Source organism: Microcoleus sp. POL10_C6 (assembly GCF_036701585.1).
Taxonomy (GTDB): domain Bacteria; phylum Cyanobacteriota; class Cyanobacteriia; order Cyanobacteriales; family Microcoleaceae; genus Microcoleus.
The window spans coordinates 22,527-41,739 of sequence record NZ_JAUBRB010000049.1 but is presented as its reverse complement, the minus strand read 5'-3'; the positions used below and the strand labels follow the sequence as shown (position 1 = coordinate 41,739).

The following is a 19,213-nucleotide window of genomic DNA, read 5'->3' as shown; positions in this document are numbered from 1 at the left end:
ACGCTGTTACCACTGGTGGGGCTGGCTTTTGGTCCCCTGAAGCGAGAGAAATTTTTGTGGGTCTGGCTTAAGAGGTCTATTCCTGACACGGCGGCCACATCTCAGTTCTAAGAAATATCTTAGTTCTGAATTCATCCCGATAAAATAAGGCATAGGGCAATGCGAGTTATCCGTTGCGAGTCAGGCCCAAAACTCATAACTCCTAACTCACAGCCCAAAACCCAAAACTCCCCACCGCCAAACTCGCTCGCCCATCTCCCATTTAAAACCCCTATGCTTCTGTGTCCCCGCTGCCAATTTGAAAATCCCAATCCAAACAAGTTTTGTCAACAGTGCGGAAATTCCCTAATTTACAAACCTTGCCAGGAATGCGGTGCCCAAGTCGCTTTTAGCGCCGCATTATGTCAGAATTGTGGCGTCGCAACAGGTCAAGTGTGGCGGGCCATTATCTGCGGTCGATCGAATTTTCCAGCAGTCGAACCACACGAGTCAACCCTACCCCCAGCCGAATTTCCCCAAACACCAGACATAGTTCCAGAAACCGCATCGCGCCAAAACTCTCCTGAAGCAATCACAGACGCCATTAAAACAGAAATTACCACCCCAGCCGAACCCCAAACAGCAGTCGAACCAACTTCTCCACAGACCGAAGTCGCCGAATTCAGCAGCGCAGAAATAGACGCTGTGGTAGCCGTGGGGGCGATCGCACCAGCATCCTTTCAAACAAAAGAAAAAAGCTCTACTACAGCACCAGAGCACGAAATCACCCCATCTGAGCAGAATTTTACAACCGCACCAAAGCCTAAACAAATCCAGGAAGCAACCGAGAACCCCCACAGCCCAAACATAGCTGACACCTCCCCTCCATCTCCAGAAGTCCCCATCCCCAATTCACAATATTTAATCCCTTCCCAGCCAGCCGGAGCTTATTTAGACACTCAGCAGCGCTACCAACTCCTAGAAACCGTGCCGCCGAGAAAACGCTCAGACACAGTAGAAGTAACAGTATTGGACTGTCAGCCGCTAGAAATGTCACCCCTCAAAGCCATGCTAGCAGCCAACTCTGCCAGCGTCGCCAGACGAACATCCCCCTATACCGCAGCAATCAAAGGCGGAGAAAATTCAACCAATCCCGCCTTAGCAGAGCTTTGCCAAGGCATAGCTGAACCTTATCTGGCACTCCGGTGGCAATTCTCTCAAAACCTGCCAGTCATTCACGATAGCTGGTCAGACAACGAACAGGCAGTCCTGCTGCTAGAAGACTGTTCCCAATGGCCGCTGCTGGTAGAACGGTGGAGTCAACCGGAAACTTCCACCCAGCAAATTTTATACTGGCTGCACGAAATGACAGAACTCTGGGCTGCCCTAGAACCCTGGCGCTGTCGGCAAAGCTTGTTGGAACTGACAAATTTGCGAGTCAACCCCGACTCTTCCTTTTCCTTAGCTTCTTTGCGGCTGCAATACCTCTATCCCGAACCCGCCGGATCAAACCTGCAACTGGTAGATTTAGGGCAATTGTGGCAGGTGATATTTAGCCAGTCCGATCATCGCACTCAGTTTGGCGCCTTGCTCGAACTGCTGCAACAAATGTACAGAGGCGAGATTAACACAATAGAAGAATTGCGATCGCGCCTAGAAACAGTTCCCCTCGAACTCCAACCCGCACCTTCACCAAGCTCAACCCCGACACGCAGGCATTACCGCAGCCCCGACGAGTCGCCCCCCGAGGTGGGCGAGGTCTTAACCCAGCCCATGCCACTCCAGATTTACAGCTTAGAAGACGCAGGTCTCACCGATGTTGGCCGCACGCGCGACCACAACGAAGACTTCTTCAGCATCTGGACTCAGCTCAACAAACTAGAAAGCTCCTTCGGTCGGATTTTTCAAACCAAAGGGCTTTACATTCTCTGCGACGGCATGGGCGGACACGACAGCGGAGAAGTAGCCAGTCAACTAGCGGCTGAAACTCTCAGAGAATTCTTTCAAACCCGTTGGGAAAATCAACTACCTCCGGCAGACACCATCCGCGAGGGAGTCCTGCTAGCCAACAAAGCCATCTTTGAAATCAATCAAAAGGACGGACGCTCCGGCAGCGCCCGCATGGGCACAACTCTAGTCGCAGTCTTAGTTCAAGACACCCACTTCGCCGTTGCCCACGTCGGCGACAGCCGCCTCTACCGACTGAGAAAGGGACAAACCCTAGAAAAAATCACCTCAGACCACGAAGTCGGGCAGCGCGAAATTAAGCGCGGAGTTGACCCGGAAACTGCTTATGCTCGTCCCGACGCCTATCAACTAACTCAAGCCCTCGGCCCGCGAGACAGTAATTTTCTCAAGCCTGACGTGCAGTTTTTAGACTTGTGCGAAGATACCTTATTAATTTTGGCTTCCGACGGTCTGACAGATAATGATTTGTTGGAAAGTCACTGGCAGAACACTCTCGAACCCCTGTTCAATCCCCAAGCTGATCTCGACCAGGGAGTTACCCAGTTGATTGAACTGGGTAACAAACGCAACGGTCACGACAATATCACGGCAATTATCATTCGGGCGCAGGTAGGCGCATTTCGATTTTAGAATTTGGATGCTGCCAACTTTTTCAACGGTGGCGCCTTCCCCCTGTGACGGCCTGGGTTAAACCTGCAATTCTTGCAGAGAAAAAAAACAGCTTCTGCCGTTTCCGGGCAAGGCTTTACTGCTCGCTCTGTTCTTAGGTATCCGGTGTTAAAACAGCTTCGGTTTGAGTGATAAAAAACTGATTACAGACCCATACTATTGCAGACAAGCTGTAGAGTACCAACCATTTATCCGTAGCTTTAATTTTGAGACTCTGTTCAGGGAATCTACCGGAAAAAGTTGCTTGAGAGTAAGTGGATTCATCATAGTTGAAAGAGCTTTCACTTACAAAAATAGTTGGTCTAATGAAAAAAAATCAACTAAAATGAAGTGAGTCTGCAGGCTGGCTAATGCGAAATCTGTTTTATACTCGATCGCTATCGGGGCAACGTGGGAAGTGTCAGCTCTACATATATATGTGGGGCTGACATCACCATCTGCTGCTACATCAAATTTACGTAAAAGTTTAGCGATTGTTTACCTAGTTTTTGTTGTTGCAATTTTTCAATTGATAGACTGTGTTTTAAGGAGCGATCGAGCCTTCAGAAAATTTCTGGATAATTGTTCGCAAAAAACTATTTATAACTTAATTGTTTATGAAATCTTTAATCATAATCAGGATATTATAAAGTTTTCGTGAAACTAACCTGTGAAGCTCATAAGTAATTTTTAATTTCTAATTTTTCAAAGCCCTACGCCCCAAATTTGTAAATTCCCGCCAACTCTCACTGCCAAATCAGGGAGTTCAACCACATCAATCGAAAATGCTGCTGACTCTTTTAGATCCAGAAAAACAGACCCCCCTGCAACAGTGGAGTTTCGAGAGCGAATCCATTATTCGCATCGGCCGCTCTCCTGAAAATCACGTTGTGATCCCCAATGCTCTAGTGTCGAGGCAGCATCTGGAATTGCAAAGAGTTAATAGCGTCACGTCGAGTCAGTGGTATTTAGTCAATTCCGGGACAAATGGGACTTTGGTTAACGGTATTCTGATGTCTCAGGGTTGGATATCCGATGGTGCCCTGATCCAGTTGGCGCGGGGCGGCCCAATTCTGCATTTCCAAGCTATTACTATTGAAGTCGGCGGCAAGATTGAGGCGAACTCCACCGTCAATCTCGTGGCACCGAGGTGTACCCACGCGGGAAACCCGCCGGGGAATTTATTCTGCATCCACTGCGGCGAACCGATTAAAGTCGATCGCACGGTGCGCCACTACCAAGTGCTGCGAACTTTGGGCCAAGGCGGTATGGGGACAACGACTTTAGCCTGGGATCGAGATAAAGCCAAAGCTCAACAACCCGGAAGTTCCCCCGCAGCTTCTCTGGTAGTTCTCAAGGAAATGAATGCTGACATGGCTCAAATAGTCAAAGCTCAAGAACTGTTTGAACGTGAAGCTAAAACTCTCAAGGCCCTCCACCATCCGGGAATTCCTCAGTTTTTTGACTTTTTTGTGGAAGGGGGGAAAAAATACTTGGTGATGGAAATGCTCCACGGCGAGGATTTAGAAAAACGCATCTACAACCGCGGGCCTGTTGCTCCCCAACAAGCAATAGAGTGGATGATCCAAACCTGTGAGGTTTTGGACTACATTCACTCTCAAAAACCCCCGATCGTCCACCGGGATATTAAACCTGCTAATTTGCTGGTGCGCCACCGCGACAATTGCATTACAGTGCTGGATTTTGGAGCCGTTAAAGAAATCGGCACTCCACCAGGGACTCGCATCGGCGTTGAAGGTTACACCGCACCAGAACAAGACCGGGGACAGCCTCTACCTCAGTCGGATTTATATGCTATTGGGCCTACTTTGATTTTTTTGCTGACGGCCCAAAGCCCTCAAAACTTTTACGGGAAAATAGCTGGAGGTTACGGCTTTAAGCTCGAAAATATTCCGACGATCGCCCCCAAGCTGCGGGACACCATTTTGCGAACCACGGCAGCTAAGCCTGGGGATCGCTTTCAAACTGCTCAACAATTAGCTCGAGCTTTAGCCGGTTCCCTGTAACAAAAGTCAGAAGTCAAAACTCAAAAGCCAAAAGTCAGAATTTATTAGGAAGAGGGCAAAGGGAAGAGGGAAGAGGGAAGAATTTAGCAACGGAAATTTATGAAAGAAAATTTACCCCATCGCCTCGAATTTTCTCTCCGACACCCCAGTCCTCCGTCTCCTCTGTTATTCTTCGTCCCAAGCTTCTACAGCTATCAACTCGCTCACGGGGTCTTGCATAGAAAAATCAAACTCTAGCAATTGCTGTTTCCAGTACGGCCATTCGTCGCCGTAAAGCAGAGCAATTTTCCAAATACTGTCTGTGGGCTTGATAATGTCAGACGTGACGAGAGAATGCACCTGACGCTGGAACTTAACCATCGGCTGTATCACCTTCTGGCTCATAATACCTCTTGAATTGTTTAAATCTTGTGTAATTACCACTTCCCAGCGCACACTCTTTATCGCAGTTTCGCCAAGAACAGTTTAGCCAAGATACGTGTAGATTTTAGTCGGGAAGCTACATATTCAACTTGTATCTCAACACTGTTCGTTTTGACAAGGCCCTATAAGCAAGACTGAATAGTCAAGACCGACTTCAAAGAATTAATCATCTGTGAAATGTCGCACTGTATGCTGTCGATCGGCAGTGGAAGGTTTGCCGCCTCAATTGTTTCCACATAGTAGCATATGCAAGGGCTGCGCTCGGCTTGTTCTGGAAAAGGCTGAGTTTGCGTAGGAGAAACTGCAACTACTGCGCTTTCGCTGCTACAGCGTAATTTCCGCTTTCCTGCGGGTAAACCACACCTGTTTCACCTTCGACGCTGGGTTCGCTGTGAGAGTGGGATGTGAACTACATAAACTGATTATAGCTCTACTCACCGCAAAAGCGATCAAAAATTGTTGGATACTGTTGATCGCCACCCCTAAATGTCGATCGAACATTCAAAGGCGACAGCAGACCGGGCGTACAAGCAAGTTCCAAACCCATCGTCCGTCCTGATTGAGTCAATCTCAAATCTCAAATCTCAAATCTCAAATCTAAAATTGTATGACTTGGACAAGGCGACACATTCTCACTCTGGCTGATTTTACCTCGGACGAATACGATACGGTGCTGCAAACTGCAGCCAGTTTTCGGGATGTGCTCGGCCGCCGCACGAAGAAAGTGCCGGCCCTGCAGGGTCAAGTGGTCGCGAATTTGTTTTTTGAACCTTCTACCCGGACTCGCAATAGTTTTGAGTTGGCGGCGAAGCGGCTGTCAGCGGATACGCTGAATTTTACCCCTGGAAGTTCTTCTCTAACGAAGGGGGAGACTATTCTGGATACGGCTAAGACTTATCTGGCGATGGGAACGGATTTGATGGTAATCCGGCACGAACAAGCTGGAGTTCCGAGCACGATTGCTTCGGAAATGGATCGCTTGGGTTCGAGAGTCAGCGTTCTCAATGCTGGAGACGGCCAGCACGAACACCCATCGCAAGGTTTGCTAGACTTATTTACTATTTGTGCTCTGTTAGATACCGAACGTCCGCGGCTGGAACTTTTAGCGGGTAAAAAAATTGCTGTGGTGGGGGATATCTTACATTCGCGGGTGGCTAGGTCTAATATTTGGAGTCTAACGGCTTCTGGGGCAGAGGTTCATTTGGCCGGGCCGCCAACTTTGCTACCGCTGTTGTTTGCTGAGTGTGGCGATGGTAGGGAAGGCAAATTATTTTTGCATTGGCAGCTTGAACCGGCTTTGGCCGATGCTGATTTTGTGATGACTTTGCGGCTGCAAAAGGAACGGATGAGCGACCATTTGCTGCCGAGTTTACGAGAGTACCATTCTTTGTACGGGATTACGCGCGATCGGCTGAAACTTTGCAAGCCGGATGTGAAGGTGTTGCACCCTGGTCCAGTTAACCGCGGCGTGGAAATTAGTTCGGATTTGATGGACGATGCCCAGTTTAGCCTGATTTCTCAGCAAGTTACCAGCGGCGTGGCGGTGCGGATGGCATTACTTTATCTAATCGGCGGCGGTAAAGTTTAGGCTGTTAGTTGTTAGTCATGAATTTCGGATATTCGATTATTTTCAGGATCGATCGCCTCTTTAAAATAATCGTTACCCAGTATGGCCGGGTAACGATTAAAACTCTTTCTAGAAATGTAAAGTGCTCTAGTTAAGAGTTAGGAGATCCAGGACGCAGACACCCAGCCACCGCCTTTGAGTTGGGCCCAGCCGTTTTTGTAACGACCAGTCAATTTGACGTGATCGCCATAATATAACTTGCCGATTACATGAGAACAGCTATCGGGGCGGTTGCGGATATTCAGTCGGCCGCCATTCGTAACAACTTTGGCGTAGTTGTGATGGCCGTGATGGGCGCGATGGCCACAGCGTTTGTAGCAACCTGCGGCCTGGGCTTCGCCACCGACACTCAGAACAGATAGAGCTACTGCCATACCTGCAACGCCTATCCATGCAGAATTAGGAATTTTCAAGCCCAGTTGGTCTAACGACTTGACTTGGAGTTCGGACTCTGGAGATTCATAAGCAACAAAAGAGTGGCTCAATGCTAGTGCTTCCATAGTTTCCTCGTGATTGTTGTTAACCTTTCTTGGTGCAGACTCAGGTCAAAACCTCAATTAACAGCCCAAATTATTAACTTATGTTTCATAAAATCCACAAAAGGGCGTTAAGGTCTTGCTGTTGCCGAGTATTGGCTAATGTTCCTGAACCCTGCACAGGTATATCATGTCATTTATGTAGCTTTCCGGAACAAAAAAATAAATAAAGTTTACATCTGCTGCTAAAAATTTTGCCGACGCGGATCAGAACTCCGGGCAGAATTAAACTTAACTGTGTCATTAAAAAGGGAACGAAGTTATCGATTGGGGTTGGGAATTGCTTGTACTGAGTTGCGAATGACACTACTTATTTTGGTACTTATTTATTGAATTGCTACAGCAAGATGGGCAGTTAATTCGATCGAACAAGCATCCGGCTCGTCTTCAAGCACAATCTTAATTTGCTTCGGGTCAGTCATAGTGTAGCCGATCGCACTCGTGCAGAAGTTCGGGGCGATGGCGCCGGGCCCTCGGCCGTGCTACAAGATGGGTCTCAAGATTAGTCGCCCTAAGTCCCCGACAAGAATGCAAGACAAATCCATCGCGACTTGATTTGTGTCAAGATCAATTAACTTCTCCAGCACCACTTCTTTCGCAATGAACTCCTTCGCTACACTTTCGATCGGCACAATTCCTCAACGCCATGCATCAGACAGCTTCGCCATTACCTTAGCGCCGTTGTCTGTAGAGGAAATATACGCTTTGGCAGATGACCCCGCGAACGGAGCCGTGGTAATGATGAGCGGTACAGTCCGCAACCAAACTGACGGTCAAGCTGTAGTTTCCCTAGAATATCAAGCCTACGAACCGATGGCAGTGCGAGTATTCCAGCAAATCGCTACTGAAATCCGCCGCCAGTGGGCCGATGTCAATCGGGTCGCCATTCACCACCGCGTCGGACACTTGCAGGTGGGCGAAATCAGCGTACTGGTGGCTGTTGGCTGTCCCCACCGGGACTCAGCCTTTGCAGCTTGCCAGTACGCCATAGATACGCTCAAACACAATGTACCGATTTGGAAAAAGGAACATTGGGCTGACGGTTCTAGCAGTTGGGTTAGTATTGGAGCGTGCGAGGTTGTCGGGCATTAGTCAAGGGATTTAAGATTTGAGATTTGAGATTTGAGATTGCAGAGGGGAACTTGTTACGATCCCCTAACGTCAAAAAGTGTGGAATGTTCGATGAGCCAATTCCACCGATGAGCGACTTTATTTCCGTGTCCTGGTCTGCGGTTGTGGCGACCGTTCAAAGAGTGCAATTGCCAGCCGAAAAACTCTCTAATTATGACTTGGTGTTGCGGTGTCAGGAAGGAAATCGACCTGAGACCACGGCCTTTTCAGAACTGTTGAAGCGGTATCAGTCCCACGTAGACAGGGTTCTCTATCACTTGGCCCCTGACTGGCAAGACCGAGCAGACCTGGCTCAGGAAGTGTGGATTCGGGTCTACCGCAATATTAACCGTTTGCAAGAGCCTGTTAAATTTCGGGGCTGGCTGAGCCGCATCGCCACTAATTTGTTTTACGATGAGTTGCGGAAGCGCAAACGGGTGCGAACTCCGCTGTCGCTGGACGTACCCCGTACTCTGGAAGATGGCGAGGTTGATTGGGAAATTCCGGCAGACAGTCCGGGGCCTGATGAAGATTTGACGACTAGAGAATTTTACGACCAGTTGCGGGTGGCGATCGCAGATTTGCCGGAAGTATTCCGCACGACCATTGTTTTAAGAGAAATAGAAGGTTTAGCCTATGAGGAAATAGCCGAAATGACCGGAGTTTCTCTGGGAACTGTCAAGTCGAGAATTGCTAGAGCTCGCCAAAGATTGCAGTTGGAATTGCAAAAATATCTCGATGGTAATTAGCAAGAGTAATTTCAGAGGCGGGTTAAGAAGATTTGGTGAGGTTTGCTGTGACATCAAAACTTCTATTTTAAAATATAAATAAGCAGTAAATCATTCTAATAGCGAGTGCGTGATTCCCCAATTAGAGCAAGTCGGAAATTATGAATGGTAACTTTGAATCCGATAAAAATCAGAATCTGCAGGGTGTGGGGGATTCACTCGCTGAAACTCAAGTTAACAACAATTATGCCCAGGGCAATGTAACTACTATGATGCGCGATCGCTTTGAATTGCTAAGTGCCTACCTCGACGGTGAAGTGACGGCGACAGAACGCCGGCAAGTTGAGGAGTGGCTGACAAATGACCCCACTACGAAGCGTTTGTACTCGCGACTGCTGATGATGCAGCAGAGTTTTCAGGCAATGCCGGTGCCTCCTGCAGAACAATCTGCCGAGGAGTTGGCGACGAAGGTTTTGCAGCGGGTGGAACGCAAGCCCAAACAAACTTGGATTCTGGGTGGAGGTGCAATCGCAGCTTTGTTGATTGCGGTGGTGTCTGGTGTCGGTGGCGGCCGCCAATTGTTTGCTCCCCAGTTTGCTCAATCGCCCGTTCCTGCTGAATCTGACGGTTTGATTATGGCTTTAAACGAGCCTCTGGTGGAGATGGTTAATCCCAACGATTTGATGCTTGGGGTGAATGCACCGATCATGGATATTCCCAAAGTTGATGTAGCAACCCCTCAAAAGTCCTTGCCAAAGGCGCAGTAGGATTTCTGTTTGGAGCATAAATGAAGTTGCTAAGCTCCCTAGAAAAGGGGGCTTTTTGCTGTTTGTCCCAGTTTTTCAAGGTGGATATATCCTTTGACATTTTCCTGGCTTGGAATGACTTATTGTGGGGTGATCGCATCTTAATATCGGAGTAGGTAGCGAGTGGAATTAGAGCGGGCGATCGCACTTGTCACGTGTTTTTTGGATATTGGCGATCGGCAACAGCAATGTCTCCTCAATTTCCTGCCGCACAGCAGGAGATACATTACAACCGCTATTGAGGCAATATACCAGCAATTTATTAGCATCGTAATACTTCCTCAGCAAGGACTTCTGCTGTTTGCTAAATTGCCAATCGTGACCTATATTGCGATAGGAAATTATGATTTGTCTTAATTCCCTAGTCCAAACTTGTCCGTTAGCTTGCCACCATTCCCTAAATATTTCCTTGTCACCATCAGGGTGAGGGAGTTGTTTCTTAAGTTTTTGCAGTGCTTGCATCAGTTCAGGTTCAACAAGAGGGACAAGAAGAATGTCGTGGGCAAGACTAAGGGCTGGGTCAATAGCACCGTCGAGTACAGGCAAAATGGCAAGGTCAAGAACAAGGTCAAGGGTAAATTCAACAGCAGGGTCAAAGGTATGTTTAACGGCAAGGTAAAGGGCTGGGTCAAGGAAACGTTCAGGGTGACGATTAAGAGCAAGCTTAAGGCATGGAAGAAGGGAAAAGTAAAAGAATCTTACTGCCGCAGGTTTGTACGGAAAATCAACAGAAAGGGATTTTTGGTTGACCCACAGTAGGAATTGCTGTAACTGCTCATCCTTAGCGATCAGCCCATCAACTTGCTGTTTGATTAACAGCAACAAGTCATCAGCTTTTTGCAACATCCCAACTGCTAACAACAAAACTTCTCGCCAACGCTTCTCTGTCAGGTGACTGACCAGTTTTCCCAAAGCTTGTGGAGCGGAATTATGAACTATTTCTGTAGCAGTCAAATACTCTTGAAATGTTAGATGAGAAAACGAATAAATCCCTCTTGCCCTCTCCACTAATAATCCATGTTGTGCCTCGATCGCCTTCAGGACAACCTCACTATCCATTTCTAACTGAACGCGGTCAGTTGTGGCATCGGGTAAGTTAGCCAGATAGTCGGCAATCAATTGCTGAACAGTATTTTTTTCAAAAAAATAATCGCCATGCTCAAAAGTAATAGCTGCCACAAAAGCAAGTAAATGTTGTTTGCGGGAAAAATTCAAATCTCGATAAACTTCATCCCGTTGAATGCCTCTGGTTTCATCCCATTTTCTGAGCATAATTTCCATTCCTTCCTCATACAACTTGGCTCGGTTGGATGGAAAATCAGCTTTGGCTTGGAATACTAAACAAGTCAGATTAAGCAAAATTGGCGTTACTGCCAGTTCTCTGATTTGCTGATTTTTTTGCAGTTTCAGCTTCTCTACAAATTGAGATGCTAAAGCTTTCCCTGCCTCCATATTCTGGGAAAAAGCGACAAACCAATTGCTCGCAAAGGCAGCGGTTTGATCGCAAGTAAAATCCGCTACCTCAACACAGGTAAAGGCTTCGTCGTGAAATCGGTACTTAGCAGCGGCAATTCGACAGGTAATAATAAACTGATTGTTGTAATACTTTTGGACAAACTGACGAATCTGTCTGACGACTGCATCGCTATCAGATTCTGGCACTTCGTCTAAGCCGTCCAATAAAATCAAACCTCTGCCTTGACTGAGTATGAATTCTGTTTGCGAGCGCCCTTCTACTCCGCAACTGGCAAATTCGTCGCTGATATATTCTAATAAGTCAAGATTAGGGATTTCAGCAAAGGTTTTCAGAGGGATAAAAATCGGTATTTTGTTGGCTTCAAATTTTGCGCGATCGCACTGAATGGCGATGTGTTTCAAAAAAGTTGTTTTACCGGAACCAGGTTTGCCGAGTACCATCAATTTAGAGTGAGATTTCACCGCATCCAATCCTGGCACTCGTTTCTGGCATACTTTACCTAATCCCAAGCGGTTAAAGTTATCCGCATCTGGGTTGAAGTCTCTGAGTAAATCGCGAATTTCTCCCGGCTGCCAACTGGTAATTTCCTCCAAAATGTTGACTTCAACGTACAGGTTGCTGACATCAACAGGCTGTGCAATATCCAACAGTTGCATTTTGCTGTAAAGCTGTTGGATTTTGGTGTGGCATTTTTGCCGTATTTCTTGCACTAAGGAATCAATGTCTAAATTCCGTGGCTGCGGATTTTCTGGTGGAGGACGATCGACAATTTCTTCCCAATTCAACTGCAAAACGGTGCAGAAAGCCTTGAAAGCATTGGCTTTAATAGGTTCTTGTCCTCGTAAAAAACGCCTCCAAGTTGGCAGCGACAGGCCATCGGCATAGGGCCCGGCTTCTGTCCAAGTTCGATCGGGTTCTAATGTTTGACTAGCTTCTACTAACCATTTGGGGTCTTCTATAGTCGAGCCCCTTTCTCTTCTAGCTTGCCTAATTTTTACTAATCCCTCCTCAGAGGCTTTGAGGGTCGTCATTATATAATTTACTTCTCTAATTGTCAATGTCTGTTTTCGCTCAGTTTAGCGATCGCAAACTGAGTTTGTCAAGACCCCAGCAACAAAGAGAAAATGATCCTGACAACAACTGCACGACCTACGGCAAAAGTCAGGCATAAATCATGCAAAATTTATTGTTCAGAATGCCACTCTTTTTTGTAGGCGAACAACACCCATTAAATGATGACAAAGGAGGGAAACATGAGAAATAATGCAGAGGAAATACCGTCAGGTGGGATAGGTATAAAACTAATTAGCAAAATTGCAGATGAGCTAAGTTATACCCGCACTTCTGAGGGGCGAAACTGTCTGTTAATTGTGAAATATTTTCAGCTTGATCTAATGCCAAACCAACCTACCACTCAGCTTGGTTATTTTAAACAGGCAATTCATGTTTTGAATGCCTTTAATTTGCCGTTTCACAAACAACGAATTGGTTCATTCCATAGAAGTTGTCACCAGCAAATTAAAACAATTAACCTTCAACTAAATACTGACCTCAAGAGTGTTGCTCAAGTTTTATGGTGGGTCGAGCAGTTTTTTTAGACTATCTACGCATTCCCGAAGCAGTTTTGCAGCAGTGCAAACTTGCTACGATCGAAGGGTTTACGAATGCTGTTCGCCACGCCCACAAAAATCTGCCCTTAGAAACTCCGATCAACCTTGAAATAACCGTATTTAACGAACGCCTAGAAGTCAACATTTGGGATATGGGAGAGCCTTTTGACCTCCAAGCCAAGTTGATTGAAGAATTGCCAATTATTTGGAACGACCTGGGCTTTACTCTTGACTAAGGCACTTCTGAAAGTGCCAGCTTTCCATTGACAACAGAAAGGAGCTTTTTGGTGATGATTACTGATAATACTGCCAAGATTTTAGTTGTGGATGATGACCCATCCATCCGCAATTTAATTCATCGCTTTTTAAATCATAAATATCAAGTATATTCGGCCGTAGATGGCGAGACTGCTTTAGCATTGTTTGAGAAAGTAAAGCCACTGCTAGTAGTTCTTGATTGGAATTTGCCGGATACTACAGGCTATCATCTCTGCCAGGAAATGCAGCGCCGTACTAATGCTTTTGTGATCATATTAAGCAGCCGCACAGACGAAGCTGATAAACTTAAAGTCCTTTCTGCAGGCGCTGATGACTATATCTGCAAACCATTTGCTCTGGCCGAGTTGGCAATTCGTATAGAAGTTGTGTTGAGACGCATGAGGTCTGTCACTTGATCGCGTATTGTATTCGATCAATTCGCGATCGATTCAGCGCGTCGGGAAGCAACACTCAACGATCGCATTATAAAGTTAACAGGCTTGGAATTTAAGATATTGTATTTTTTGGCAAGTCATTCCGGTCAATCTTGGAGTCGCCAACAGCTAATCGAAAACATCTGGGGGTGGAACTGCCACGACACAGGAGAAAAGCAACTTGTTAGCGTAAATATCGGTCATATTCGCAAGAAAATGATTCAAGTTGATGCTACTGGATCGCAGTTTATTAAAACTATTCGGGGTTACGGTTACAGGTTCGAGCCGCCTTCGCCCACTGCAATGGCACTTTCCTAAGCTCATCGGCATTAACCACTTTATTTGGTGAAAAACCTATTTTCCCACCTGCCGTCGGGCAGCCAGATGCCTCCTAGGGAACGAACGCGATCGGGTAACATGAAGTAAGCCCAAGCCGTGCCTAAAGGTTTGAGGTGTCGATCGAAGATTTCGATTTCCTGCCGCTGATATTCGTTTTGTGTCGGTTCCCGCAGCGGATGATAGTCTTCCAATCGGTCTAAATCGTCCAAAATAGCCGAGTTTGCGAAACAGAGGAGAAAACCGCAGACTTTGCCATCTCCGGCCATCATCGCAGGATAGCCGATCGGCAGCGCAAAAAGTTGACCGCGGGCGATCGCGGGGCAAGCATCCACAACTTTTCCTTCGCAGTAGCGGAGGTAGTTGGACTCCCCCGGTTTGAGTGTGCCGTAGACAAAGACTTTCATCGGGTAGGGCTTAACCGCTAGTTTTTGCTAACATAGATGGCTAAGCTAATAGTTTAAGTCTCGCGGGCGATCGCGACTGCAATCTTGATAAATTTCGTTGTTTACCCTTTCTTATAATTCATGACTCTAGCAGTTAGTTTTATTGATTTTGGACTTCGGCCTTTGTACTTGAGCTCTTTTTTGCCGTCCCTGCCCCTGGACAGCTTGTTTTCGACTCAAGGGATTATGGTGATGCTGCTGGCTGCCTATGCGGGGGCGATGTGGATGTTTCTCACCAGTGCTCCGAAGGTACACACGGTGATGGTATCGGATCTCGGACAAGCGAGGGAGTTCTATGAAGGTATGCTAAACTTGCCAGTAGCAGAAGTGCCGCTGCACTACTACTACAATTACGAGCAAACTTTGGGCACAAGTGGTATCGATCCGCTGTATTTGTCGCCGAATGTCGGGAGGGCAACGACCTCTCAAACGCTGGGGAGTCCCGAGGGTTTGTGGTATCAGTTGATGAAAAATACCCAACTGCACATCATTAGCGGGGCCGGTGCAGGGGAAAAAAATCGCCAGCGTCACGTTTGTTTCGATCGCGATTGTTTGGATCAGCTATTGATGAGGGTACAAACTCGCGGCATTAGTTATAAAATTCGCCGGGAAAAGCCTCTGAATTTTTTGGTCAAAGATTACGATGGTCGCGTCATTGAAATGTCTGAGGTTAGTAATTAAGCTGACAGGCAAAAAATTTTAGATATAGAAATCCGGTTTCTCCCAGAAAGCGGGTTTCTAAAGCTACTAGTTTGCCAGTCATTGTTGCTATGACTTCTTCGTCTCCGTTACAACTTAACTAAATCTTTAATTTCTCCCAAACATTGTTTAAAACCGAGAACTTGATTCAAGAGGTAAAGCAGATGGGACAGACAAAATTAGTCGAGCAGTTTAATCAAGATGGATATGTTAAGCTCCGGGGCTTTTTTTCAGAAGCCGAGATGAGAATACTGATCGAGGATATTAAAGAAGCCGATCCGAAGCACATTGACAATAATCTGAATAAAGGAAGCTTAACTTTTCACAGTCAGCTATTCCAATACAGTGAAAAGATCCAAAACTTCATCTCTCAACCCCGACTTGTGGAACTGCTTGCACAATTCATTGGTTCAAATTTCTGGGTGCGGTGGGATCAGGCAGTAGCCAAAGGACCAGGAGCAGAAACCTTTCCTTGGCATCAGGACAATGGCTATAGCAACCTTAAGGATAATCACTATCAACTGTGGATTGCACTTACCCGAATGACCCCCGAAAATGGTGGGCTGTGGTTACAACCGGGCAGTCACAAAAAACGGCTGCCGCACAAAGTTGAAGGTAACTATGCTGTGTATGATGGAACTCCTGACAGTCCACTCTTCATTGAAGCAGAAGCGGGGGATATTGTTTTGTTTTCCTCGCTGACACTTCACAGTACCACACCTAATGTTTCCCAGGAAACCCGCTGGGCTTACGTGATTGAGTACATGTCCCTCAATCACGTCGATCCTTCTATCAAACCACCCTATTTTGTGGTTGCCCGTAACGGTAAATCCCAGCCAGAGTTTGTTAATCTTCATACAGGTTTGCTGAACCCCTGGAATCATTTGAAATACGTTGGTTATCGCTGGAATCTCAAGCAAATGTGGCCAAGCAGGCTGAAACTACTTCTAAAGAGAGCAGAGTTGGTAGGAAAGAAGTAATACCAATTCTTACTGTACCCTCACTAGGTGAAGCCCGAACGTACTTCGCAAGTCATTCGTACTTCACCTAGAACCCTAGAAGCATTAGGTTGATTTAACCGGATTTGATATCACTTAGTGATTACTTCAACGCCCGATCGCTCTAATTCTATATCTGTCAAAGAGACTGCTTTCCGGCTGAAAATTTGGAAGTAGAGAGAAACAAAAAACTCTTTGACTGGAAAAACGATAAAAGTCAAGGGATTAATTGTCACGATGATATTCCGGGCATCGGCTTTAGCTTGTTTGACAACTTGCTGCGCTACCCAGTCGGGAGACATGATGCCGATCGGGTTTAAGTTGCTTTTAAATGGCCCTAAAATCAGTTTGCGAACGATGCAGGGCGCGTCCAGCCGCCGCAGGGTGACTAAATCTCCCAGGGCGCGCTTGCTGAGTTCGTACAGGGGACTGACAGCGGGAATTACTTCTGCTTCGGAAGTGTTGATCCAGACTTCTTTGCAAGCGATGTTTTCGTTAGTGCGGACTGTTAAGAAAAACAGTTCCATCAGCCGCCACGCGGAAAAAGTGTTAATTTCATAGGAGTTTGCGATCGCCTCTCCTGTTCTTTCTCCGTGTACATTAATCCCGTGATTGATTACGAGAATATCGATTTTTTCTAACAATTCTGCTAAATCTGCCTCTTGACCTATTTGCCAAGTTACGGTTTTTACAGGTAAATTTTCGCCGTCTACATCCAAAGTAATTGTTTGATTTCCCGATGAGAGGGCGATCACTTTTGCACCAGCTTTGTGCAGGTGTTTGAGTAGCAAACGCCCTAAAGTTCCCGATGCACCGGTGACGGCTACAGTTTTGCCTTTAAGAGAAAGTGCTGTACCCATAAGTTTGTCTATTAAGGTGAAAGTACCGCAATAGTAAGCATTTTGATTGTCGAAGTGATGCCGCCAGTGATAAGGTTTATTAACTAACCACTTGCCAGGTGGAGTCAGGAAGTCTCCGGGTTGGTGGGTGATGTCGGTTAATTCGTCTGCGCCTTTGATGCCGCACCCGCGGGCGATCGCGCTCAACAAAAAGCCTAAAGTATAAATACAACCGGCTGCTGCACCCCAGTGATATTCCGGTAGCCCAAAATAAGCTACAACCCACAGCAACAAGCCTAAAACCATCATCGCCGCACCTTCGGGCACGTCGTGACGCCAGTGTGCTTGCTTGTAAATTGTCTCGCTGACGGGGGTCAAATTCGGGCGGAAAACGCGGTGATGCCAAGTGTGCAGCTTTTGCAGGGGGGCCCAATAATGGGACACGACGTGATAAAAGTCTCGTATTATTTCTGCCCAGCAGACAGAAGCTATTGCCACAGCGCCGACTATCCAGTAATTTACCATGCTCGCACCAGTTTGAAATTTGAGATATTAGATATTGTCTGCTTTGAAAGATAACTCAAAATGGCTTTTATTGCTAGTCTGGAAGTTGACTCAGGCGTTTTAAAATCTGCAAAACCCGGTACAATTCATTGCCGGGATTGGAAATAACAAATTCAGCCGATCGCGCATACTGGGGAGTTTCGCCTCTAACTAACTTGACAAAATTGAAGTTAGCACCTGTGGCAATCATCCCAAAAGTAGGATTTTCTGGGTTCGGATCTGCCAGCATATATGTCAGGAGTTGGGCAAGTGCTTCGTCAGTTGAAAACGAAAGTTGTTTGGATTCTATTACTGTCACCCACAAGTTTGCTTTCATAATTAGGATATCTATTCTGCCTTCGATTATTCTGCCTTCGTCTTCCTCTTGAATGGCGATCGACTTTTCGGCTTTGACTTGAAAAGGAGACTCATACAGACCGGCAATAAACAAAATGGGGCTGATGATTGTTAGCTTGACTGCATTTTCCAGTACAGGCGGGGGGTCTACCAAGTTGAAGTATATGTCTTGAACGCGATCGAGCAATTGTTTTTCCGAGTCGGTTACTTCGGGTAAGTTTTCTTGCCATTCTCGGAAAAATTCGCTGTTGCGAACTCGCTGCAAGCCGAAGTTATCGATTAGATAGCGGAGGTTGATATCTCTTGATTGTAGTTTTTGCATTGTGATTAATAAAGGGTTTTATGATTATTAATAAGTTTAGCATAATTGGGATTTTTAACCGCAGATGAACGCAGATGAACGCAGATGAAATTCTGAGTAAGTTAATTGGGCCCAGATGTCTGTTCATGGGGATTTTTGATTGCCAATTCGCTGTTTTTGTCCAGCTTGCATTTCCAGCAATTGTGGCACGGTGACAAAACGATATCCCTGCTGTTTAAGTTTGGGAATAATTGCAGATAGCGCCTCGACTGTTTCCTGGCGATTTCCCCCGCCGTCGTGCAATAATACGATCGCCCCCGTTGAAGCTTGGGATAGCACGGTAAGGGCGATCGCAGCAGCCGGAGGTTGCAGAAAGTCTTTAGGATCGATCGACCACATCACCACTACATAATTCTTCTTTTGAGCGTCATTTGCCAAACCGTTATTTAAGTGGCCGCTGGGGGACGAAACAAGAAACTTTTTGCCCCAGTCGATCGATAAATATGAACGCCAGTATTATCTATTTCATCCGATGCTGTTTTTTCGGTAACATTGTGAGAATAGTGATGCCAAGTATGATTTCCGATCGCATTTCCCGTTTGCACAACTCTTTTCGCAATTTCTGGATACTCCCGCAAATTTGCACCCAAGCAAAAAAATGTAGCTGCCGCGTTATGTTTCTGCAAAATTTCTAATATTTTCAAAGTTTCAGGCGAAGGGCCATCGTCAAATGTCAGGGCGATAACTTTTGAGTTGTTAATACTGGCTTTATAAACAATTTTGCTGCGAAATTGCGCGGGCGGTGCAAAGACTAAAGGTTGTTCGGGAGGTTTGGGAGAGGGAGTTGCGGGGGGAGAATGTGGTGTTTTTTGTTTGGGAGGTTTCAGCAGGTTTGGTGGGGGATTTTCAACGGGTGCGATTTGTTGGGCGAGCGAATTTGAGTTTGCAGTTTGTCGCGTTTCAGAAATAAGGGAAATTAGGGCGATCGATCCGATTAAAAACAATATTTTTAGCGCCCATTGACTGGCCAATTTGGTACTCATTTGCCACAGCATTTATTTCT

General features: G+C 46.4%; 20 protein-coding genes. 12 read left to right on the top strand and 8 right to left on the bottom strand.

Features of this window, described 5'->3' with window-relative positions; translation table 11 throughout:
- Nucleotides 1-273 precede the first annotated feature (273 nt).
- Nucleotides 274-2,577 carry a serine/threonine phosphatase gene (locus tag QUA34_RS22935; RefSeq protein ID WP_333389339.1) on the top strand — a complete coding sequence of 768 codons (2,304 nt, stop codon included), beginning with the start codon at nucleotides 274-276 and terminating at the stop codon, nucleotides 2,575-2,577.
- A gap of 803 nt (nucleotides 2,578-3,380) precedes the next feature.
- The gene (locus QUA34_RS22930; protein ID WP_333327450.1) at nucleotides 3,381-4,622 is read left to right on the top strand and encodes a protein kinase domain-containing protein; all 1,242 of its coding nucleotides are present in this window, start codon (nucleotides 3,381-3,383) and stop codon (nucleotides 4,620-4,622) included.
- Nucleotides 4,623-4,787: 165 nt separating this feature from the next.
- On the opposite strand, the gene QUA34_RS22925 is transcribed toward QUA34_RS22930, so the two are convergent.
- Nucleotides 4,788-5,006, bottom strand: coding sequence for a DUF4327 family protein (locus tag QUA34_RS22925; RefSeq protein ID WP_193973492.1), 219 nt, complete (start codon nucleotides 5,004-5,006; stop codon nucleotides 4,788-4,790).
- 646 nt (nucleotides 5,007-5,652) lie between these two features.
- On the opposite strand from QUA34_RS22925, the gene QUA34_RS22920 reads away from it, so the two are divergent.
- Nucleotides 5,653-6,633, top strand: a complete 981-nt coding sequence (locus QUA34_RS22920) for an aspartate carbamoyltransferase catalytic subunit (RefSeq protein ID WP_333214740.1) — start codon at nucleotides 5,653-5,655, stop codon at nucleotides 6,631-6,633.
- Nucleotides 6,634-6,770: 137 nt separating this feature from the next.
- Here the strand turns inward: QUA34_RS22920 and QUA34_RS22915 are convergent, their stop codons facing one another.
- Nucleotides 6,771-7,172 (bottom strand): SH3 domain-containing protein, encoded by a 402-nt coding sequence (locus tag QUA34_RS22915; RefSeq protein ID WP_333327445.1) that lies wholly within the window; start codon nucleotides 7,170-7,172, stop codon nucleotides 6,771-6,773.
- A 636-nt stretch (nucleotides 7,173-7,808) separates the two neighbouring features.
- Between QUA34_RS22915 and QUA34_RS22910 the strand changes: the two genes are divergently transcribed.
- From QUA34_RS22910 to QUA34_RS22900, 3 genes are all read left to right on the top strand, one after another.
- Nucleotides 7,809-8,300: a molybdenum cofactor biosynthesis protein MoaE gene (locus QUA34_RS22910; RefSeq protein ID WP_333327442.1), complete on the top strand. Its 492-nt coding sequence runs from the start codon at nucleotides 7,809-7,811 to the stop codon at nucleotides 8,298-8,300.
- A 107-nt stretch (nucleotides 8,301-8,407) separates the two neighbouring features.
- Nucleotides 8,408-9,067, top strand: coding sequence for a sigma-70 family RNA polymerase sigma factor (locus QUA34_RS22905; RefSeq protein WP_041622468.1), 660 nt, complete (start codon nucleotides 8,408-8,410; stop codon nucleotides 9,065-9,067).
- A gap of 140 nt (nucleotides 9,068-9,207) precedes the next feature.
- Nucleotides 9,208-9,813 (top strand): zf-HC2 domain-containing protein, encoded by a 606-nt coding sequence (locus QUA34_RS22900; protein ID WP_333327439.1) that lies wholly within the window; start codon nucleotides 9,208-9,210, stop codon nucleotides 9,811-9,813.
- Between the two features lie 168 nt (nucleotides 9,814-9,981).
- Here the strand turns inward: QUA34_RS22900 and QUA34_RS22895 are convergent, their stop codons facing one another.
- Complete coding sequence (locus QUA34_RS22895; protein WP_333389338.1) at nucleotides 9,982-12,360, bottom strand: NACHT domain-containing NTPase; 2,379 nt, start codon at nucleotides 12,358-12,360, stop codon at nucleotides 9,982-9,984.
- Nucleotides 12,361-12,582: 222 nt separating this feature from the next.
- Between QUA34_RS22895 and QUA34_RS22890 the strand changes: the two genes are divergently transcribed.
- From QUA34_RS22890 to QUA34_RS22875, 4 genes are read left to right on the top strand one after another with little or no spacing between them, the layout of a single operon-like run.
- On the top strand, nucleotides 12,583-12,927 hold the full coding sequence (locus QUA34_RS22890) for a hypothetical protein (protein WP_333389337.1): 345 nt from the start codon (nucleotides 12,583-12,585) through the stop codon (nucleotides 12,925-12,927).
- Complete coding sequence (locus QUA34_RS22885) at nucleotides 12,903-13,175, top strand: ATP-binding protein (RefSeq protein WP_333389336.1); 273 nt, start codon at nucleotides 12,903-12,905, stop codon at nucleotides 13,173-13,175. Before QUA34_RS22890 ends, QUA34_RS22885 begins: the two co-directional genes overlap by 25 nt.
- 54 nt (nucleotides 13,176-13,229) lie before the next feature.
- The gene (locus QUA34_RS22880; protein ID WP_333327431.1) at nucleotides 13,230-13,613 is read left to right on the top strand and encodes a response regulator transcription factor; all 384 of its coding nucleotides are present in this window, start codon (nucleotides 13,230-13,232) and stop codon (nucleotides 13,611-13,613) included.
- Nucleotides 13,614-13,619: 6 nt separating this feature from the next.
- Nucleotides 13,620-13,949: a response regulator transcription factor gene (locus QUA34_RS22875; RefSeq protein WP_333389349.1), complete on the top strand. Its 330-nt coding sequence runs from the start codon at nucleotides 13,620-13,622 to the stop codon at nucleotides 13,947-13,949.
- A 20-nt stretch (nucleotides 13,950-13,969) separates the two neighbouring features.
- Here the strand turns inward: QUA34_RS22875 and QUA34_RS22870 are convergent, their stop codons facing one another.
- On the bottom strand, nucleotides 13,970-14,374 hold the full coding sequence (locus QUA34_RS22870) for a gamma-glutamylcyclotransferase (RefSeq protein WP_333327428.1): 405 nt from the start codon (nucleotides 14,372-14,374) through the stop codon (nucleotides 13,970-13,972).
- A 120-nt stretch (nucleotides 14,375-14,494) separates the two neighbouring features.
- On the opposite strand from QUA34_RS22870, the gene QUA34_RS22865 reads away from it, so the two are divergent.
- On the top strand, nucleotides 14,495-15,094 hold the full coding sequence (locus QUA34_RS22865) for a glyoxalase-like domain protein (protein WP_333327426.1): 600 nt from the start codon (nucleotides 14,495-14,497) through the stop codon (nucleotides 15,092-15,094).
- Between the two features lie 182 nt (nucleotides 15,095-15,276).
- Nucleotides 15,277-16,092, top strand: coding sequence for a phytanoyl-CoA dioxygenase family protein (locus tag QUA34_RS22860; RefSeq protein ID WP_333327423.1), 816 nt, complete (start codon nucleotides 15,277-15,279; stop codon nucleotides 16,090-16,092).
- Between the two features lie 110 nt (nucleotides 16,093-16,202).
- On the opposite strand, the gene QUA34_RS22855 is transcribed toward QUA34_RS22860, so the two are convergent.
- From QUA34_RS22855 to QUA34_RS22840, 4 genes are all read right to left on the bottom strand, one after another.
- Nucleotides 16,203-17,474 (bottom strand): bifunctional sterol desaturase/short chain dehydrogenase, encoded by a 1,272-nt coding sequence (locus tag QUA34_RS22855; RefSeq protein WP_333389335.1) that lies wholly within the window; start codon nucleotides 17,472-17,474, stop codon nucleotides 16,203-16,205.
- Nucleotides 17,475-17,547: 73 nt separating this feature from the next.
- On the bottom strand, nucleotides 17,548-18,171 hold the full coding sequence (locus tag QUA34_RS22850) for a restriction endonuclease subunit R (protein WP_333327418.1): 624 nt from the start codon (nucleotides 18,169-18,171) through the stop codon (nucleotides 17,548-17,550).
- A 123-nt stretch (nucleotides 18,172-18,294) separates the two neighbouring features.
- Nucleotides 18,295-18,588 carry a hypothetical protein gene (locus QUA34_RS22845; protein WP_333327415.1) on the bottom strand — a complete coding sequence of 98 codons (294 nt, stop codon included), beginning with the start codon at nucleotides 18,586-18,588 and terminating at the stop codon, nucleotides 18,295-18,297.
- Between the two features lie 8 nt (nucleotides 18,589-18,596).
- Entirely contained in the window at nucleotides 18,597-19,193 is a 597-nt protein-coding gene (locus tag QUA34_RS22840) for a polysaccharide deacetylase family protein (RefSeq protein WP_333327412.1), read from the bottom strand.
- Nucleotides 19,194-19,213 lie beyond the last annotated feature (20 nt).